Consider the following 14343-nt stretch of genomic DNA (forward strand, 5'->3'; position numbering starts at 1 on the left):
CGTGCGAAGTCGACCGCGGCCATGACGTCTCCGGCGTTGGCGCACCGCACGACGACCGCCGGACGGCGGTCGATCATGGCCGCGTGGGCCGGGCCCGATGTCGGCTGCTGAACGTCGACCGCTGGGGGGCGGGCCCCTCGGCGTCGACCGCTCAGTGTCGATCCACTGAGCGTCGACCGCTCAGATCTCGCCCCGGAGCTTGGCCAGCGCCTCGGCGAGGATCGCCTCCCCGTCCGCGTCGCTGCGCCGCTCGCGCACATACGCCAGATGCGTCTTGTACGGCTCGGTGCGCGGCGGGTCCGGCGGATTGTCCCGGTCCTGACCGGCCGGGAACCCACAGCGCGGGCAGTCCCAGCTCTCCGGAACCTGTGCGTCACTGGCGAAGCTCGGCTGCGTCTCGTGCCCGTTCGAGCACCAGAAGGAGATGCGGAGACGCGGTGCGGATTCGCCCCGCTCGGCCTCCCCCATCGGCCCCGCTCCGACCCGGCTTCCCCGGATCGCGTTGCCACTTGCCACGGTCGTAACTCCCTGCGTGATGGTGCTCGAAGATGCCCCAGTCTACGTAAGGCCCAACGCGCGTCCAGTGATTGGAGTTACACCCCCACCCCCGGGACGCCCGGAGTGGGTCAGCTGCCCAGTTTCATCAGCAGACCAAGTACGACAATGCAGGCAAACCACATCAGACCGATGACGACGGTGATGCGGTCGAGGTTGCGCTCGGCGACCGAGGAGCCACCGACGGACGACTGCATTCCGCCACCGAACATGTCGGAGAGGCCGCCGCCCTTCCCCTTGTGCATCAGCACCAGCAGCATCAGCAGCAGGCTGAAGACGATCAGGGCGATCGAGAACCCCATAATCACGGCTGGACCAACTTCCTCGGACGGGACAGGACTGAACTAATGATCAAGGAGACGGGGGCCGGGCCCGAAAGCCTCGGCCCCCGCAAGGGTACGACGGATCGGCTCTACGGCCTACTCACTGGTCACGGAACCGGACGATCTTGACGAACTCGTCCGCGTCCAGCGCCGCCCCGCCGACCAGGGCGCCGTCCACGTCGGGCTGAGCCATGATCGCCGCCACGTTGCCGGCCTTCACCGAGCCGCCGTACTGGATCCGCACCTTGTCGGCCAGCTCGTGGCTGTACAGCTCGGCCAGCCGGCCGCGGATCGCCCCGCAGACCTCCTGGGCGTCCTCCGGGGTGGCCACCTCACCGGTGCCGATGGCCCAGACGGGCTCGTACGCGATCACGATGGACTCGGCCTGCTCGGCCGGGATGTCCTTCAGACCGCCGTCGATCTGGTTCAGCGTGTACTGGACCTGCTGGCCGGCCTTGCGGACGTCCAGGCCCTCGCCGACGCAGAGGATCGGGGTCAGGCCGTGCTTGAACGCGGCCTTCACCTTGGCGTTGCAGAGCGCGTCGGACTCACCGTGGTACTGGCGCCGCTCGGAGTGGCCCACGGTGACGTAGGTGCACTTCAGCTTGGCGAGCATGGGGCCCGAGATCTCACCGGTGTACGCACCGGAGTCGTGCCCCGAGATGTCCTGGGCGCCGTACTTGATCTTGAGCTTGTCGCCGTCCACCAGGGTCTGCACAGAGCGCAGATCGGTGAAGGGCGGCAGGACGGCGACCTCGACGGCGTCGTAGTCCTTGTCCGCCAGGGCGAACGCGAGCTTCTGGACGTGGGCGATGGCCTCGAGGTGGTTGAGGTTCATCTTCCAGTTGCCCGCCATCAGCGGGATGCGCGTAGTCATGAAAGTGTCAGTCCTCCAGTGCGGCGAGGCCGGGCAGCGTCTTGCCCTCGAGGTACTCGAGGCTCGCGCCGCCACCGGTCGAAATGTGGCCGAATGCGTTTTCGTCGAAGCCGAGCGTGCGGACGGCGGCGGCCGAGTCGCCACCGCCGACGACCGTGAAGGCCTTGCTGTCCACGAGCGCCTGGGCGATCGCGCTGGTGCCGCCCGCGTAGTCGGGGTGCTCGAAGACGCCCACCGGGCCGTTCCAGAAGACGGTCTCGGCGTCGGCGATCTTGGACGCGTACAGCTCGCGGGTGCGCGGGCCGATGTCCAGCCCCTCCTTGTCGGAGGGGATCTTGTCGGCGTCGACCGTGATGTACTCGGCCGGGGCCTTGGTCTTCAGGTCCGGGAAGTCCGCCGAGGCCAGGATGTCGACCGGCAGCACGAGCTCGACACCGTTCTTCTCGGCGCGCTCCATGTACTCGGTCACCGTCGGGATCTGGTCCTCCTGCAGGAGGGAGATGCCGACCTCGTACCCCTTGGCCTTGAGGAAGGTGTACGCCATGCCGCCGCCGATCAGGAGGCGGTCGGCCTTGCCCAGCAGCTGGTCGATGACGGCGAGCTTGTCGGAGACCTTGGCGCCGCCGAGGACGACCACGTACGGCCGCTTGACGTCCTCGGTGAGCTTCTTGAGCACGCCGACCTCGGTGGCGATGAGGTAGCCGGCGGCGTGCGGCAGCCGCGCCGGGAGGTCGTACACCGAGGCGTGCTTGCGGTGGACGGCCCCGAAGCCGTCGCCGACGTACACATCGGCGAGAGCGGCGAGCTGGTCGGCGAAGGCACCGCGCTCGGCGTCGTCCTTGGACGTCTCGCCGGCGTTGAAGCGGAGGTTCTCGATGACCGCGACGTGGCCGTCGGCGAGGCCGTCGACGGTCGTACGCGCCGACTCGCCGACCGTGTCGGTCGCGAACGCCACGTCGGCGCCGAGCAGTTCACCGAGGCGCGCGGCCGCCGGGGCGAGCGTGAACGCCGGGTCCGGGGCGCCCTTCGGGCGACCCAGGTGCGAGGCGACGACGACCCGGGCACCCGCGTCGGCGAGGGCCTTCACGGTGGGCAGCACGGCGCGGATGCGGCCGTCGTCGGTGATGGAGGTGCCGTAGAGCGGCACGTTGAGGTCGGCGCGGACGAAGACCCGCTTGCCGGTGACGCCTTCGGCGAGAAGTTCGTCAATCGTCTTCATGTCTGAATGACTCCTAGGAGCGGCTCCACGTCTTGCGAGGAGCGCAGCAACCACTAATTGAGCAACCCGTGCGGCGCACAACCACGTCCGCGGGAGCGGCGGCGGTTCAGCCGCAAAGAGGGGACAAGCCACAGGGCCCGTCCAGCGCGTCGTTGCGCTGCCCGAGCCCTGCGCTTACATCGAGGTGCCTACCGGCCGCTGATCAGAGCTGGTTGCCGACGAAGACGGTCAGGTCGACCAGGCGGTTGGAGTAGCCCCACTCGTTGTCGTACCAGCCGACGACCTTGACCTGCTTGCCCTGGACCATGGTCAGGGAGGAGTCGAAGGTGCAGGAGGCCGGCCAGTTCACGATGTCCGAGGAGACGATCGGGTCCTCGGTGTACTCCAGGATGCCCTGGAGCTGGCCCTCGGCGGCCTTCTGGAAGGCGGTGTTGATCTCGTCCTTGGTGACCTCGCGGTCGAGCTCCAGAACCAGGTCGGTGACGGAGCCGGTCGGAACCGGGACGCGCATGGCGATGCCGTCCAGCTTGCCCTTGAGCTGCGGGAGGACCAGGGCGGTGGCCTTGGCGGCACCCGTCGAGGTCGGGATGATGTTCTCCGCGGCGGCGCGGGCGCGGCGCAGGTCCTTGTGCGGGAAGTCCAGGATGCGCTGGTCGTTCGTGTACGCGTGGACCGTGGTCATCATGCCCTTGACGATGCCGAAGTTCTCGTCGAGAACCTTGGCCATCGGCGCCACGCAGTTGGTGGTGCAGGAGGCGTTGGAGATGACGTGGTGGTTGGCCGCGTCGTACTTGTCCTGGTTGACGCCCATGACGATGGTGATGTCCTCGTTGGTGGCCGGAGCCGAGATGAGGACCTTCTTGGCGCCACCGGCGATGTGCTTCTCGGCGTCGGCCTTCTTCGTGAAGATGCCGGTCGACTCGATGACGATGTCGACGCCCAGCTCACCCCACGGGATGTCGGCCGGGTTGCGCTCGGAGAGCACCTTGATGGTGTGGCCGTCGACCGTGATGGTGTCGGCGGTGTGGCTGACGTCCGCCTTGAGGCGGCCCAGGATGGTGTCGTACTTCAGCAGGTGAGCAGTGGTCGCGGTGTCACCCAGGTCGTTGACAGCCACGATCTCGATGTCAGCACCCTGCTCCAGCAGCGCGCGGAAGTAGTTACGACCGATGCGGCCAAAGCCGTTGATGCCTACGCGGATCGTCACGAAACCGATCTCCTCGTTGGTACGCCGGCTTTTGACGCCGGCGAGCTGTATGGGATGTCCCCGACCGCTTATGACCCTACCTCCCCGGGGCAGCCGGAGTGACATCGAGCACGCCCGTACATCAGGGCGCAAACCGGTGGCCCGTACCTACCGACAAGTACGGACCACCGGGACCCTGTCCGACTACACAGTGTCAACGCCGGAGCGCGCTCAGCGCCCTTCCGATGATCTGCTTGCGCTCGGCCGCGCTCGCCACATGCTCCAGGCCGAAGCCGAGGAGCACGGTGTCATCGGTGGTGACGGCCGCGTAGGAGTGGAAGAGGGCGGGTGAGCGCGCCCAGTCGGAGCCGTTGCCCGGGCTGCCGGCCGGCGGTCCGGTCACGCTCCAGGGGCCGAGGGAGGTCTCGAAGCCCTCCGCGCCCTGCGGGGTGCCGCCGATGGCGAGGCTCGTGTCGTCGGCGAAGACACCGAGGCCGCCGGTGCCCGGGTCGGAGATGTAGGAGATGGACAGCTCGACCTGCTTGCCCGCATAGGCACTCAGGTCGACGGAGACCGGCTGCCAGCCGTTGGAGCTGCCGGTGAAGCGGTTCCAGGCGCCCGTCGTTCCGGTCGGCGCACAGCTGTCGGCTCCGATGGTGAGGTAGTGGGCGAGGAAGGGGTGACCGCCGATGTAGAAGCCCGCGTCGCATTCCGCGGGTGTCCCGGTGGTCGTGCCGCCGTTGGCGTCGGGCAGGGTCGTCCAGTCGTCCTGGCCGACGGTGTGGGCCTCGACGACCACGTTGTCGTAGTGCTCCTCGGTGTCGTAGCTGAGCTGGAACCGGAGGCTGGGCGTGGCCGACGCCGCCGTGCCGGTCAGGTCGACCGTCCGGCTCAGCCGCGTCCAGGAGTCGTCGGAGTGCCGGGCCGCAGCGAAGGAGCTGCCTTCGTACGGCTCGAAGGGGGTCCGTACGCCGGGGTAGTCGCCCGCTGCCGAGCTGCGGAACTGCGGGAACTGATCGGGCTTCAGGGTGTCGGAGGTGACGGTGTACGCGCCCGCCGTGTTCAGCGGGTTGGCCGTGGCGTCGCCGAGGACCGCCTTCGTTCCCGCGAAGAGTCCCGTTCCGGCGAATCCGGGCGGGGACTTCAGTCCGGCGCGGCGGTACGCGCCGAGGTAGTACTGGGCGAAGTCGTCGGACTCGGCGCGGCCGATGTTGATGTTCCCGCCGTTCTCCTCACCGGCGTTGATGAGCTTGCCGCCCTCGTTGACGAAGTCGCGGACGGCGAACATCACCGGGCCGGACGGTTTGCCGGCGCCCGTGTACCAGACGACGGTCTTGAAGTGGGACAGCACGCCGAGGGCGTGCGGGGTGCCCTGGGTGGCGACGTCCCAGACGGCGGCCTTGCGGCCGTTGTCGGCGAGCGCCTTGGTGTAGGCGGCGATGTGCTGGGCGGGGGTGCCGGGGACGCCTTCCTCGGCGATGACGAGGGTGTCGGCGCGGGGCCGTTCGGCGACGGTGTACGTGAACGGGGTGCTGGAGACGCGTTTGCCGTCGCGGGTGCGGCCGGTGAACCAGACCTGGACCGTGTCACCCGGCCGGGTGTCCTCGACCTCGGCGCGGTACTGGTCGAAGTGGCTGTTGTCCTCGCCGCCGTAGACGTCGCCGCCCTTCCAGGGCGTCAGGTCATCGTCGTGCGGGCGCCCGCCGTTGATGCGGTAGTTGAGCTCCTTGTCGCGCAGCGACCTGCGGGCGGTGACGGAGACTTCCTGGTCGCCGCGGGCGTACGAGACCGGGAAGGCGTCCGGCGTGAAGTCCGGGGCGTCGATGCCGACCGGGGAGGACGGCTGGTCGGGGTGGGCTGCGGTCTCGGCGACGGCGAGCGCGAACGGGATGTTCTTGACGAACTCCTGTTGGATCAGCTTCTCGTCGTCGGGGAAGGTGAAGACGGACGCGCAGGCGGCCGGCTCCCAGGGGTCGTTCGGATCCACCCGGGACGCGGTCGCGCACGTCGACATCTCGGGGGTGAACATCATCATCCCGTTGACGTTGGCCGCGTGGCCGTCGGCCTCGCCGTTGGTGGTGTAGAGCTCGGAGGAGAGCTGCGGGCGGTAGCCGGGGACGGCGGAGTTCTGCGGCGTGCCGGCGAGGGACTTGTAGAGGACGTCGTCCGGGGTCGGGGTGCCGACCTGCCAGCCCACACCGTAGAGCAGCAGTTGGGCGGCGGAGTGGTAGTTGATGCCGTACTCGAAGCCGATGCGCCTCTCGAAGGCGTCGAGGGCCTTGGTCTCGGGCTCGGAGCCGGGGCCCGTGCCGCGATAGGTCTCGTCGGCGGGGTCGGGGGACGAACCCTCGTTGTCGTAGCCCCACTTGTAGGCGAAGTTGCGGTTGAGGTCGACGCCGTCGCCGGGGGCGATCCTGCCGTCGCCGTTGTTGTCGCGGAGGTTCTTGCGCCACTGGCGGTTGCCGTCGGGCGCGTGCGTGTAGTCGTAACCGTCGGGGTTGGCGGAGAGCACGAACCACAGCTCGGTGGAGTCCACGATCCTGGTGATGCGCGGGTCCTTGCCGTAGCCGGCGAGGTAGTGGTGGAGCAGCCGCCGGGTCATCTCGGGGGTGATCCACTCGCGGGCGTGCTGGTTGGAGAGGTAGAGGGTGGAGGGCTTGGCGCCGTCGCGGTACTTCTTGGCGCCCTTGGTGAGCTTGAGGGCGAGGATGTCCTGGCCCTTTAGGCTCTTGCCGATGCTGACGACCTTGGTGATCGAGGGGTTGGCCGCGGCCGTGGCGAGGATCTCCTGCTTCAGGCCGCCTTCGCCGCCGTACGGACGGAAGACGCCGTCCCCGGCGGCCGCGGCGCGCTTCTGTGCCGCGGCGGAGACCGTGTGCTCGCTGATGCTGACGCCCTGGCCACGGAGCTGACCGGCCTGGTCGTCGGTGAGGTACATCTCGATGGTGGCGGTGCCCTTGTCGGGCACGTGCTCGGTCAGTTCATGCCCGTCGGCGCCGGCCGCGAGGAGCAGCGGCACTTGCGCCTTGGTGACTTTCGCATGCCATACGGAGAGTCCTTCGTCCTCTCCGCCCTGGTCGGCCTGGGCGAGCGGTGCGGCTGCCAGACCGGCGATCAGGAGTGAGGTCGCGGCGAGGATCGATCTCGCTCTTCGTCTCATTGGCCCCCCTTGCTTTCGTCTGTCGCGAAAGAAAACAGATGCCAGGCTCATGACTGTTCATGATCATGTCAAGATGCCCGGGGGCCACGCGACACGCCGCTGCCGACGCTCCAATGGGCGTCGGCAGCGGGGAAATTCACTCTGCCGGGGGACAGCGGTGGTCGTTATCCGACGAGACCGTCGGCCATCTCCTCGGTGAGGCTGGACTCCGTGCCCGGGATCCCGAGGTCCTGGGCGCGCTTGTCGGCCATCGCCAGGAGGCGGCGGATGCGGCCCGCGACCGCGTCCTTCGTCAACGGCGGGTCCGCGAGGGCACCCAACTCCTCGAGGGATGCCTGCTTGTGCTCCATGCGCAGCCGGCCCGCGGCTGCCAGGTGCTCGGGCACCTCCTCGCCGAGGATCTCCAGCGCGCGCTGCACCCGGGCGCCGGCGGCCACCGCGGCGCGGGCCGAGCGGCGGAGGTTGGCGTCGTCGAAGTTGGCGAGGCGGTTGGCCGTGGCGCGGACCTCACGGCGCATCCGCCGCTCCTCCCAGGCCAGCACCGACTCGTGTGCGCCGAGCCTGGTGAGCAGCGCCCCGATGGCGTCGCCGTCACGGACCACGACCCGGTCGACCCCGCGCACCTCACGGGCCTTCGCGGCGATGGAGAGCCGGCGCGCGGCGCCGACCAGCGCCAGAGCGGCCTCCGGACCGGGGCAGGTCACCTCCAGCGAGGAGGAGCGGCCGGGCTCGGTGAGCGAGCCGTGCGCCAGGAAGGCCCCGCGCCACGCCGCCTCCGCGTCGCACGTCGCGCCCGACACGACCTGCGGGGGCAGCCCGCGGATGGGGCGGCCACGGCCGTCGACCAGACCCGTCTGCCGGGCCAGCTGGTCGCCGCCCGCCACGACCCGTACGACATAACGCGAGCCGCGCCGCAGTCCGCCGGGAGCCATCACCACAAGATCCGACGAGTGTCCGAAGATCTCCAGGATGTCCTTGCGGAGCCTGCGCGCCGCGATACCCGTGTCCAGCTCCGCCTCGATCACAATGCGGCCGCTGACCAGGTGCAGTCCGCCCGCGAACCGAAGGATCGCCGAGACCTCCGCCTTTCTGCAGCAGGTCCGGGTGACGGGGAGCCGGGAGATTTCGTCCTTCACCGCTGCCGTCATCGCCATGGGCCGATCCTTCCATGCATCCGAAAAATACGGTCGTACGCGGCGGCCAGGAGCTCCGGATCGTGCTTCGGAGTACCGTCGGGCCGGGCCACCGGCGCCAGCTCGACCGCGGCACCGAACCGCTCGGCGGCGTCGGCGAGGGACTCGCGGTCGGGCACGGCGGCCTCGTCGGCCAGCACCACGTCCAGGGCGAGTTTAGGGGCGTGTCGTCCCAAAACCTCCAAATGACGCTGCGGGGAGAAGCCTTCCGTTTCTCCGGGCTGCGGCGCCAGGTTGAGGGACAGCACGCGACGTGCCTTCGTCTCGACGAGCGCGTCCAGCAGCTCGGGGACGAGCAGGTGCGGGATCACCGACGAGAACCATGATCCGGGGCCGAGCACGACCCAGTCGGCGTCGAGGACGGCCGCGACGGCCTCCGGGACGGCCGGCGGATCGTTCGGCACGAGGTGCACGGACTGCACCTCGCCCGGGGTGAGCGCGACCGTCGCCTGGCCCCGGACCGTCCCGACCTCGTCGGGACGTGCCGGGTCATGCCCCTTGACCAGCGCCTGCAGCTCCAGCGGCACGGCGGACATGGGCAGCACCCTGCCGTGCGCGCCGAGCAGCTTGCCGACCAGGTCCAGGGCCTGCACATGGTCGCCGAGCTGCTCCCACAGGGCCACGATCAGCAGATTGCCGACCGCGTGCTCGTGCAGCTCGCCGTGCGACTGGAAGCGGTGCTGGATGACCCTCGCCCAGGTCTGCCCCCAGTCGTCGTCGCCGCACAGCGCCGCGAGCGCCTTGCGGAGGTCGCCGGGGGGCAGCACGCCGAGCTCCTCCCGGAGCCGGCCGCTGGAGCCGCCGTCGTCGGCGACGGTGACGACCGCGGTGAGGTCGCCGGTGATGCGACGCAGGGCCGCGAGAGACGCCGAGAGCCCCATCCCGCCGCCGAGCGCGACGACCTTGGGCTGGGCGCCGCGCCTGCGGCCGGTGCGGAGAGCGTCGCTGCCCCGCAGCCGGCGCAGACGGAGATTACGACCGGTCACTCGCGCCCCATGTCCCTGTGGACGACGACGGTCTCGATCCCTTCGGAGCCGAGGCGGGCGGCGAGCTTCTCGGACATGGCGACGGAGCGGTGCTTGCCGCCGGTGCAGCCGATGGCGATGGTCACGTACCGCTTGCCCTCGCGCCGGTAGCCGGCGGCGATCAGCTGCAGCAGCTCGGTGTACTGGTTGAGGAACTCCTTGGCGCCCGGCTGGTTGAAGACATAGCCCGACACCTCCTCGTTGAGGCCGGTGAAGGGGCGCAGCTCCGGAACCCAGTGCGGGTTCGGCAGGAAGCGGCAGTCCACCACGAGGTCGGCGTCGACCGGCAGACCGTACTTGTAGCCGAACGACATGACCGTGGCCCGCAGCTCCGGCTCCTCGTCGCCCGCGAACTGGGCGTCCATCTTGGCCCGCAGCTCGTGGACGTTGAGGCTGGAGGTGTCGATCACCAGGTCGGCGTCGCCGCGCAGCTCCCGCAGGAGGTCCCGCTCGGCGGCGATGCCGTCGACGATCCGGCCGTCGCCCTGCAGCGGGTGCGGGCGGCGCACGGACTCGAAGCGGCGCACCAGGGCCTCGTCGGACGACTCCAGGAAGACGATCCGCCGGGTGACCTGCTTGGCGTCGAGGTCCGCGAGGGACTCGCGGAGGTTGTCGAAGAACCGCCGGCCGCGGACGTCCACGACGACGGCGATACGGGCCACGTTGCCCTGGGACCGTGCGCCGAGCTCCACCATGGTGGGGATCAGCGCGGGCGGCAGGTTGTCGACGACGAACCAGCCGAGGTCCTCCAGGCACTTCGCCGCGGTGCTGCGGCCCGCGCCCGACATACCGGAGATGATCACCAGCTCGGGGATGGCCGCGTCGGCGGCCTGCCCGGCCTCGCTCGTCGTACCCGTACTCACGTCTCCTGCTCCGTGTTCTTCTCGGTCTGTGCGGCCGCGCTGGTCAGCATCGTCCTGCTGCTCAGCACCGTCCTGCTGCCCGGCTCTGTCCTGGGCGGTCATTCCGTGCTTCCCCCGTCCTCGGTCGTGCGTGCTGCCGGAACCCCGTCGTCCGCTTCCTCTTCAATGATCTCTCCTGTCGCCGTGTTCACGGCGGGCGCGGCCGGGGCCGCCTGGGCAAGGGCAACGACGACGGACTCGGCCGTCTTCCTGCCCATGCCCGGCACCTCGCAGATCTGCTCGATTGTCGCCTGCCTCAGGCGCTTCACCGAGCCGAAATGCTTGATCAGAGCTTGCTTGCGGGTCTCGCCGAGGCCGGGGACGGCGTCCAGCGGGCTGATGCGCAGCCGCTTGGTGCGCTTGGAGCGCTGGTATCGGATCGCGAAGTCGTGAGCGGTGTCACGGACGCGCTGGATGAGGTAGAGCCCCTCGCTGGAGCGCGGGAGCACGACGGGGTCGTCCTCGCCCGGCAGCCAGAGCTCCTCCATCCGCTTCGCGATGCCGCACACGGCGACATCGTCGATGCCCAGCTCGTCCAGGGCCCGCTGGGCGGCCGCGACCTGCGGCTGACCGCCGTCGACGAGCACGAGCTGGGGAGGGTACGCGAACCGCTTCGGCTTCCCGTTGCCCTCGTCCGCCGGCACCTCACCGACGGCCTCACCGTCCTCGGCCGACCACTCCCCCGTTTTCTCCTTCTCGGCCAGATAGCGCTTGAAGCGCCTGCTGATCACCTCGTGCATCGAGCGCACGTCGTCCTGGCCCACGAAGCCCTTGATCTGGAAGCGCCGGTACTCGCTCTTGCGGGGCAGCCCGTCCTCGAAGACGACCATGGACGCGACGACGTCCTCGCCCTGCAGATGCGAGATGTCGAAGCACTCGATCCGCAGCGGCGCCGAGTCCAGGTCCAGCGCCTCCGCGATCTCCTCCAGGGCCCGGGAGCGGGTCGTGAGATCGCTGGCGCGCTTCGTCTTGTGCAGGACGAGGGCCTGCTGCGCGTTGCGCTCGACCGTCGCCATCAGGTCCTTCTTGTCGCCGCGCTGCGGTATGCGCAGCGACACGTTCGCCCCGCGCCGGCCGCTCAGCCACTGGGTGACCGTGTCGAGATCCTCGGGGAGGGCCGGGACGAGGACCTCCTTGGGGACGGCGTCGCCGCTCTCCTCCCCGTAGAGCTGCTGCAGTGCGTGCTCGACCAGTCCCGCGGTGTCGACCGCCTCGACCTTGTCGGTGACCCAGCCGCGCTGGCCGCGCACCCGTCCGCCGCGGACGTGGAAGATCTGGACGGCGGCCTCCAGCTCGTCCTCGGCGACCGCGATCAGATCGGCGTCGGTGGCATCGGCCAGCACCACCGCGTTCTTCTCCATGGCCCGCTTGAGGGCCCCTATGTCGTCGCGCAGCCGGCCCGCCCGCTCGTACTCCATCTCCTCGGCGGCCGCCATCATGTCCTTCTCCAGGCGCCGGATGTACGTGCCGGTGCGGCCGGCCATGAAGTCGCAGAACTGCTCGGCCAGTTCGCGGTGCTCCTCCGGGGTGACCCGCTCCACACACGGCGCCGAGCATTTGCCGATGTAGCCGAGCAGGCAGGGGCGGCCGGTCCGGGCGGCGTTCTTGAAGACGCCGGCCGAGCAGGTCCGCACGGGAAAGACCCGGAGCATCAGATCGACGGTCTCGCGGATCGCCCACGCGTGCCCGTACGGACCGAAGTAGCGCACACCCTTCCGCTTGGCCCCGCGCATGACCTGGACCCGCGGGAACTCCTCGTTCATCGTCACCGCGAGATACGGATAGCTCTTGTCGTCCCGGTACTTGACGTTGAACCGGGGGTCGAACTCCTTGATCCAGGAGTACTCCAGCTGCAGCGCCTCCACCTCGGTGGAGACGACCGTCCACTCGACGGAGGCGGCGGTCGTGACCATCGTGCGCGTGCGCGGGTGCAGACTCGCCAGGTCCTGGAAGTAGTTGGCGAGACGCTGCCGCAGGCTCTTCGCCTTGCCGACGTAGATCACCCGGCGGTGCTCGTCACGGAACCTGTAGACCCCTGGCGAGTCGGGGATCTGTCCCGGCTTGGGACGGTAGCTGGAGGGGTCTGCCATGCCGCCCACCCTACTGGCGGCCGCCGACAACCGGGGCCCGCCATGGGAGGGCGTGACCCGGCGGGTGACGGCGCCGTGACCGGTCCGGGGGGAGGGCGCGGTGACCCCGGGTGCGGGCGGTTACGCGTCCGGGCCCGCGACGAGCTTTCCGTCCCGCACGGTGACCGGGACCTCCGGGAGCGGTACGGTCGCCGGGCCCCGGACGGCCTCGCCGGTGGTGACGTCGAAGCGGCTGCCGTGACAGGGACAGTTGCCCTCGGTGCCCTCCAGCTTGTCCAGGAGGCAGCCCGCGTGGGTGCACTGGGCGCTGAACGCCTTGTACTCGCCCTTCGCCGGACAGTGCACGACGAGCCGCTGCTCGCGGTACAGCCTGGCGCCGCCGACCGGGACCGCGTCCGCGGCACCGAGGTCGACCGGCGCGGTCGGGGTCGGGACCTGGGCGTGGCCGAGCTTGGACTCGGTGGAGCAGGCGGCGACCCCCAGCCCGGCGGCCCCGGCGAGGGCAGCGCCTTTCAGCACGGTACGGCGGGCTGCGGGCTGGCCGGACATGAAGTCTCCACTGGTCGGGGCGGGTGTGGGCGTCGGTGACAGACCCGACGATACCGGCGCAGATCGCGGCGCCCGCGGGCGGGTCCGGGGGACGGGCCCGGAGCAGGCCCGGCGCGGGCGCAGAGCGGACACGGCCAGGGACACGGCGCGGCGCAGAGCGGACACGGCCAGGGACACGGCGCGGACACGGCCGGGGCTCAGCCGAGGTCGGGCGCCATGGGCGCACTCCATGGGCGCACTGTCGCCTGACCGGAACCATGGGTTACGTTTCCAGCCGTGATCGTCGTCGCCGGTGAGTCCCTGATCGACCTGGTCCCGCAGCGGGCGGCGGTCGACGGCGAACCGCTGCCGCCGCTGCTGCCACGGCTCGGCGGGGGCCCGTACAACACGGCCGTGGCGCTCGCCCGGCTGGGCGCGCGCGTCACCTTCTGCTCCCGTGTCTCGACGGACGGCTTCGGCGAAGCGCTGGTCGGCGGGCTACGGGCTGCGGGCGCCGGGACATCGCTGGTGCAGCGCGGGCCGGAGCCGACGACGCTCGCGGTCGCGGCGATCGGGGCGGACGGCTCGGCGGGTTACGGCTTCTACGCGGCCGGCAGCGCGGACCGGCTCTTCGAGCTGCCGACCGAACTGCCTACCGAGGTCAGGGCGCTGGCGCTCGGGACGTGCTCGCTGATCCTGGAGCCGGGTGCGAGCGCGTACGAGGCGCTCCTGCGGCGCGAGGCAGGGCGGGGAGTCTTCACCCTGCTCGACCCGAACATCCGCCCGGGGCTGATCGCCGATCCCGACGCGTACCGGGCGCGCTTCGAGGGCTGGCTCCCCTCGGTGTCGCTGCTGAAGCTGTCCGAGGACGATGCGAAGTGGCTGGGGGGCTCCCCGGAGCGGTGGCTGGCGGCGGGCCCCGCCGCGGTGGTGCTGACGCGCGGCGAGCGGGGCCTCACGGTGTTCACCCGGGTCGGCGTGGAGGTCTCCGTCCGGGCTGCCGCCGTGACGGTGGCCGACACCATCGGCGCGGGTGACACGGTGAACGCGGCGCTCCTCCATGACCTGGCGCGCCGGGACGCCCTCTCCCCGGCCGCGCTCGGTGCCCTGACCGAACGCACCTGGACCGAGGTCCTCGCCTTCGCGGCCCGCGCCGCCGCCCTCACCTGCTCCCGCACGGGCGCGGAGCCGCCGTACGCGGCGGAGCTCACGTAGCTCGTCGGGGGCAGGGCCCGATCCCGGTACCGAGAGGCGGCCCAGGCGTCCGCCCTCAAGCGCCGGACGG

At 70.3% G+C, this 14343-nt stretch carries 12 protein-coding genes; 1 reads left to right on the forward strand and 11 read right to left on the reverse strand.

What is annotated here, in order from left to right; translation table 11 throughout:
• Positions 1-180: 180 nt before the first annotated feature.
• The 11 genes from ACWCXB_RS10795 to ACWCXB_RS10845 all read right to left on the reverse strand — a co-directional run bounded on the left by ACWCXB_RS10795 (position 181) and on the right by ACWCXB_RS10845 (position 13079).
• Positions 181-516: an RNA polymerase-binding protein RbpA gene (locus ACWCXB_RS10795; RefSeq protein WP_351225356.1), complete on the reverse strand. Its 336-nt coding sequence runs from the start codon at positions 514-516 to the stop codon at positions 181-183.
• Positions 517-626: 110 nt separating this feature from the next.
• Positions 627-863, reverse strand: a complete 237-nt coding sequence (gene secG / locus ACWCXB_RS10800; protein WP_450721254.1) for a preprotein translocase subunit SecG — start codon at positions 861-863, stop codon at positions 627-629.
• A 115-nt stretch (positions 864-978) separates the two neighbouring features.
• Complete coding sequence (tpiA, locus tag ACWCXB_RS10805) at positions 979-1755, reverse strand: triose-phosphate isomerase (RefSeq protein ID WP_450721256.1); 777 nt, start codon at positions 1753-1755, stop codon at positions 979-981.
• Between the two features lie 7 nt (positions 1756-1762).
• Positions 1763-2974 carry a phosphoglycerate kinase gene (locus ACWCXB_RS10810; RefSeq protein WP_450721258.1) on the reverse strand — a complete coding sequence of 404 codons (1212 nt, stop codon included), beginning with the start codon at positions 2972-2974 and terminating at the stop codon, positions 1763-1765.
• Positions 2975-3176: 202 nt separating this feature from the next.
• Complete coding sequence (gene gap / locus ACWCXB_RS10815; RefSeq protein ID WP_450721259.1) at positions 3177-4181, reverse strand: type I glyceraldehyde-3-phosphate dehydrogenase; 1005 nt, start codon at positions 4179-4181, stop codon at positions 3177-3179.
• A gap of 193 nt (positions 4182-4374) precedes the next feature.
• Positions 4375-7320, reverse strand: coding sequence for a M14 family zinc carboxypeptidase (locus tag ACWCXB_RS10820; protein ID WP_450721261.1), 2946 nt, complete (start codon positions 7318-7320; stop codon positions 4375-4377).
• Positions 7321-7484: 164 nt separating this feature from the next.
• Entirely contained in the window at positions 7485-8474 is a 990-nt protein-coding gene (gene whiA / locus ACWCXB_RS10825) for a DNA-binding protein WhiA (RefSeq protein WP_385411348.1), read from the reverse strand.
• On the reverse strand, positions 8465-9499 hold the full coding sequence (locus tag ACWCXB_RS10830; protein ID WP_450721263.1) for a gluconeogenesis factor YvcK family protein: 1035 nt from the start codon (positions 9497-9499) through the stop codon (positions 8465-8467). The genes whiA and ACWCXB_RS10830 overlap by 10 nt, the downstream gene beginning before the upstream one ends.
• Positions 9496-10503, reverse strand: coding sequence for an RNase adapter RapZ (rapZ, locus tag ACWCXB_RS10835; RefSeq protein ID WP_450721265.1), 1008 nt, complete (start codon positions 10501-10503; stop codon positions 9496-9498). The genes ACWCXB_RS10830 and rapZ overlap by 4 nt, the downstream gene beginning before the upstream one ends.
• Positions 10500-12530: an excinuclease ABC subunit UvrC gene (uvrC, locus tag ACWCXB_RS10840; RefSeq protein ID WP_450721267.1), complete on the reverse strand. Its 2031-nt coding sequence runs from the start codon at positions 12528-12530 to the stop codon at positions 10500-10502. The genes rapZ and uvrC overlap by 4 nt, the downstream gene beginning before the upstream one ends.
• Before the next feature lie 120 nt (positions 12531-12650).
• Entirely contained in the window at positions 12651-13079 is a 429-nt protein-coding gene (locus ACWCXB_RS10845) for a Rieske (2Fe-2S) protein (RefSeq protein ID WP_450721269.1), read from the reverse strand.
• Positions 13080-13355: 276 nt separating this feature from the next.
• Here ACWCXB_RS10845 and ACWCXB_RS10850 point away from each other — a divergent pair, with 276 nt between their 5' ends.
• Entirely contained in the window at positions 13356-14273 is a 918-nt protein-coding gene (locus ACWCXB_RS10850; protein ID WP_450721271.1) for a carbohydrate kinase family protein, read from the forward strand.
• The last annotated feature ends 70 nt before the right edge of the window (positions 14274-14343 follow it).

The sequence above is a fragment of the Streptomyces sp. NPDC001514 genome (assembly GCF_053597075.1).

Excerpts from the sequence above, each read along its gene's own strand:
- tpiA (WP_450721256.1), bottom strand. The coding sequence starts at position 1,755 with ATGACTACGCGCATCCCGCTGATGGCGGGCAACTGGAAGATGAACCTC.
- ACWCXB_RS10810 (WP_450721258.1), bottom strand. The coding sequence starts at position 2,974 with ATGAAGACGATTGACGAACTTCTCGCCGAAGGCGTCACCGGCAAGCGG.
- ACWCXB_RS10820 (WP_450721261.1), bottom strand. The coding sequence starts at position 7,320 with ATGAGACGAAGAGCGAGATCGATCCTCGCCGCGACCTCACTCCTGATC.
- whiA (WP_385411348.1), bottom strand. The coding sequence starts at position 8,474 with ATGGCGATGACGGCAGCGGTGAAGGACGAAATCTCCCGGCTCCCCGTC.
- rapZ (WP_450721265.1), bottom strand. The coding sequence starts at position 10,503 with ATGACCGCCCAGGACAGAGCCGGGCAGCAGGACGGTGCTGAGCAGCAG.
- uvrC (WP_450721267.1), bottom strand. The coding sequence starts at position 12,530 with ATGGCAGACCCCTCCAGCTACCGTCCCAAGCCGGGACAGATCCCCGAC.
- ACWCXB_RS10845 (WP_450721269.1), bottom strand. The coding sequence starts at position 13,079 with ATGTCCGGCCAGCCCGCAGCCCGCCGTACCGTGCTGAAAGGCGCTGCC.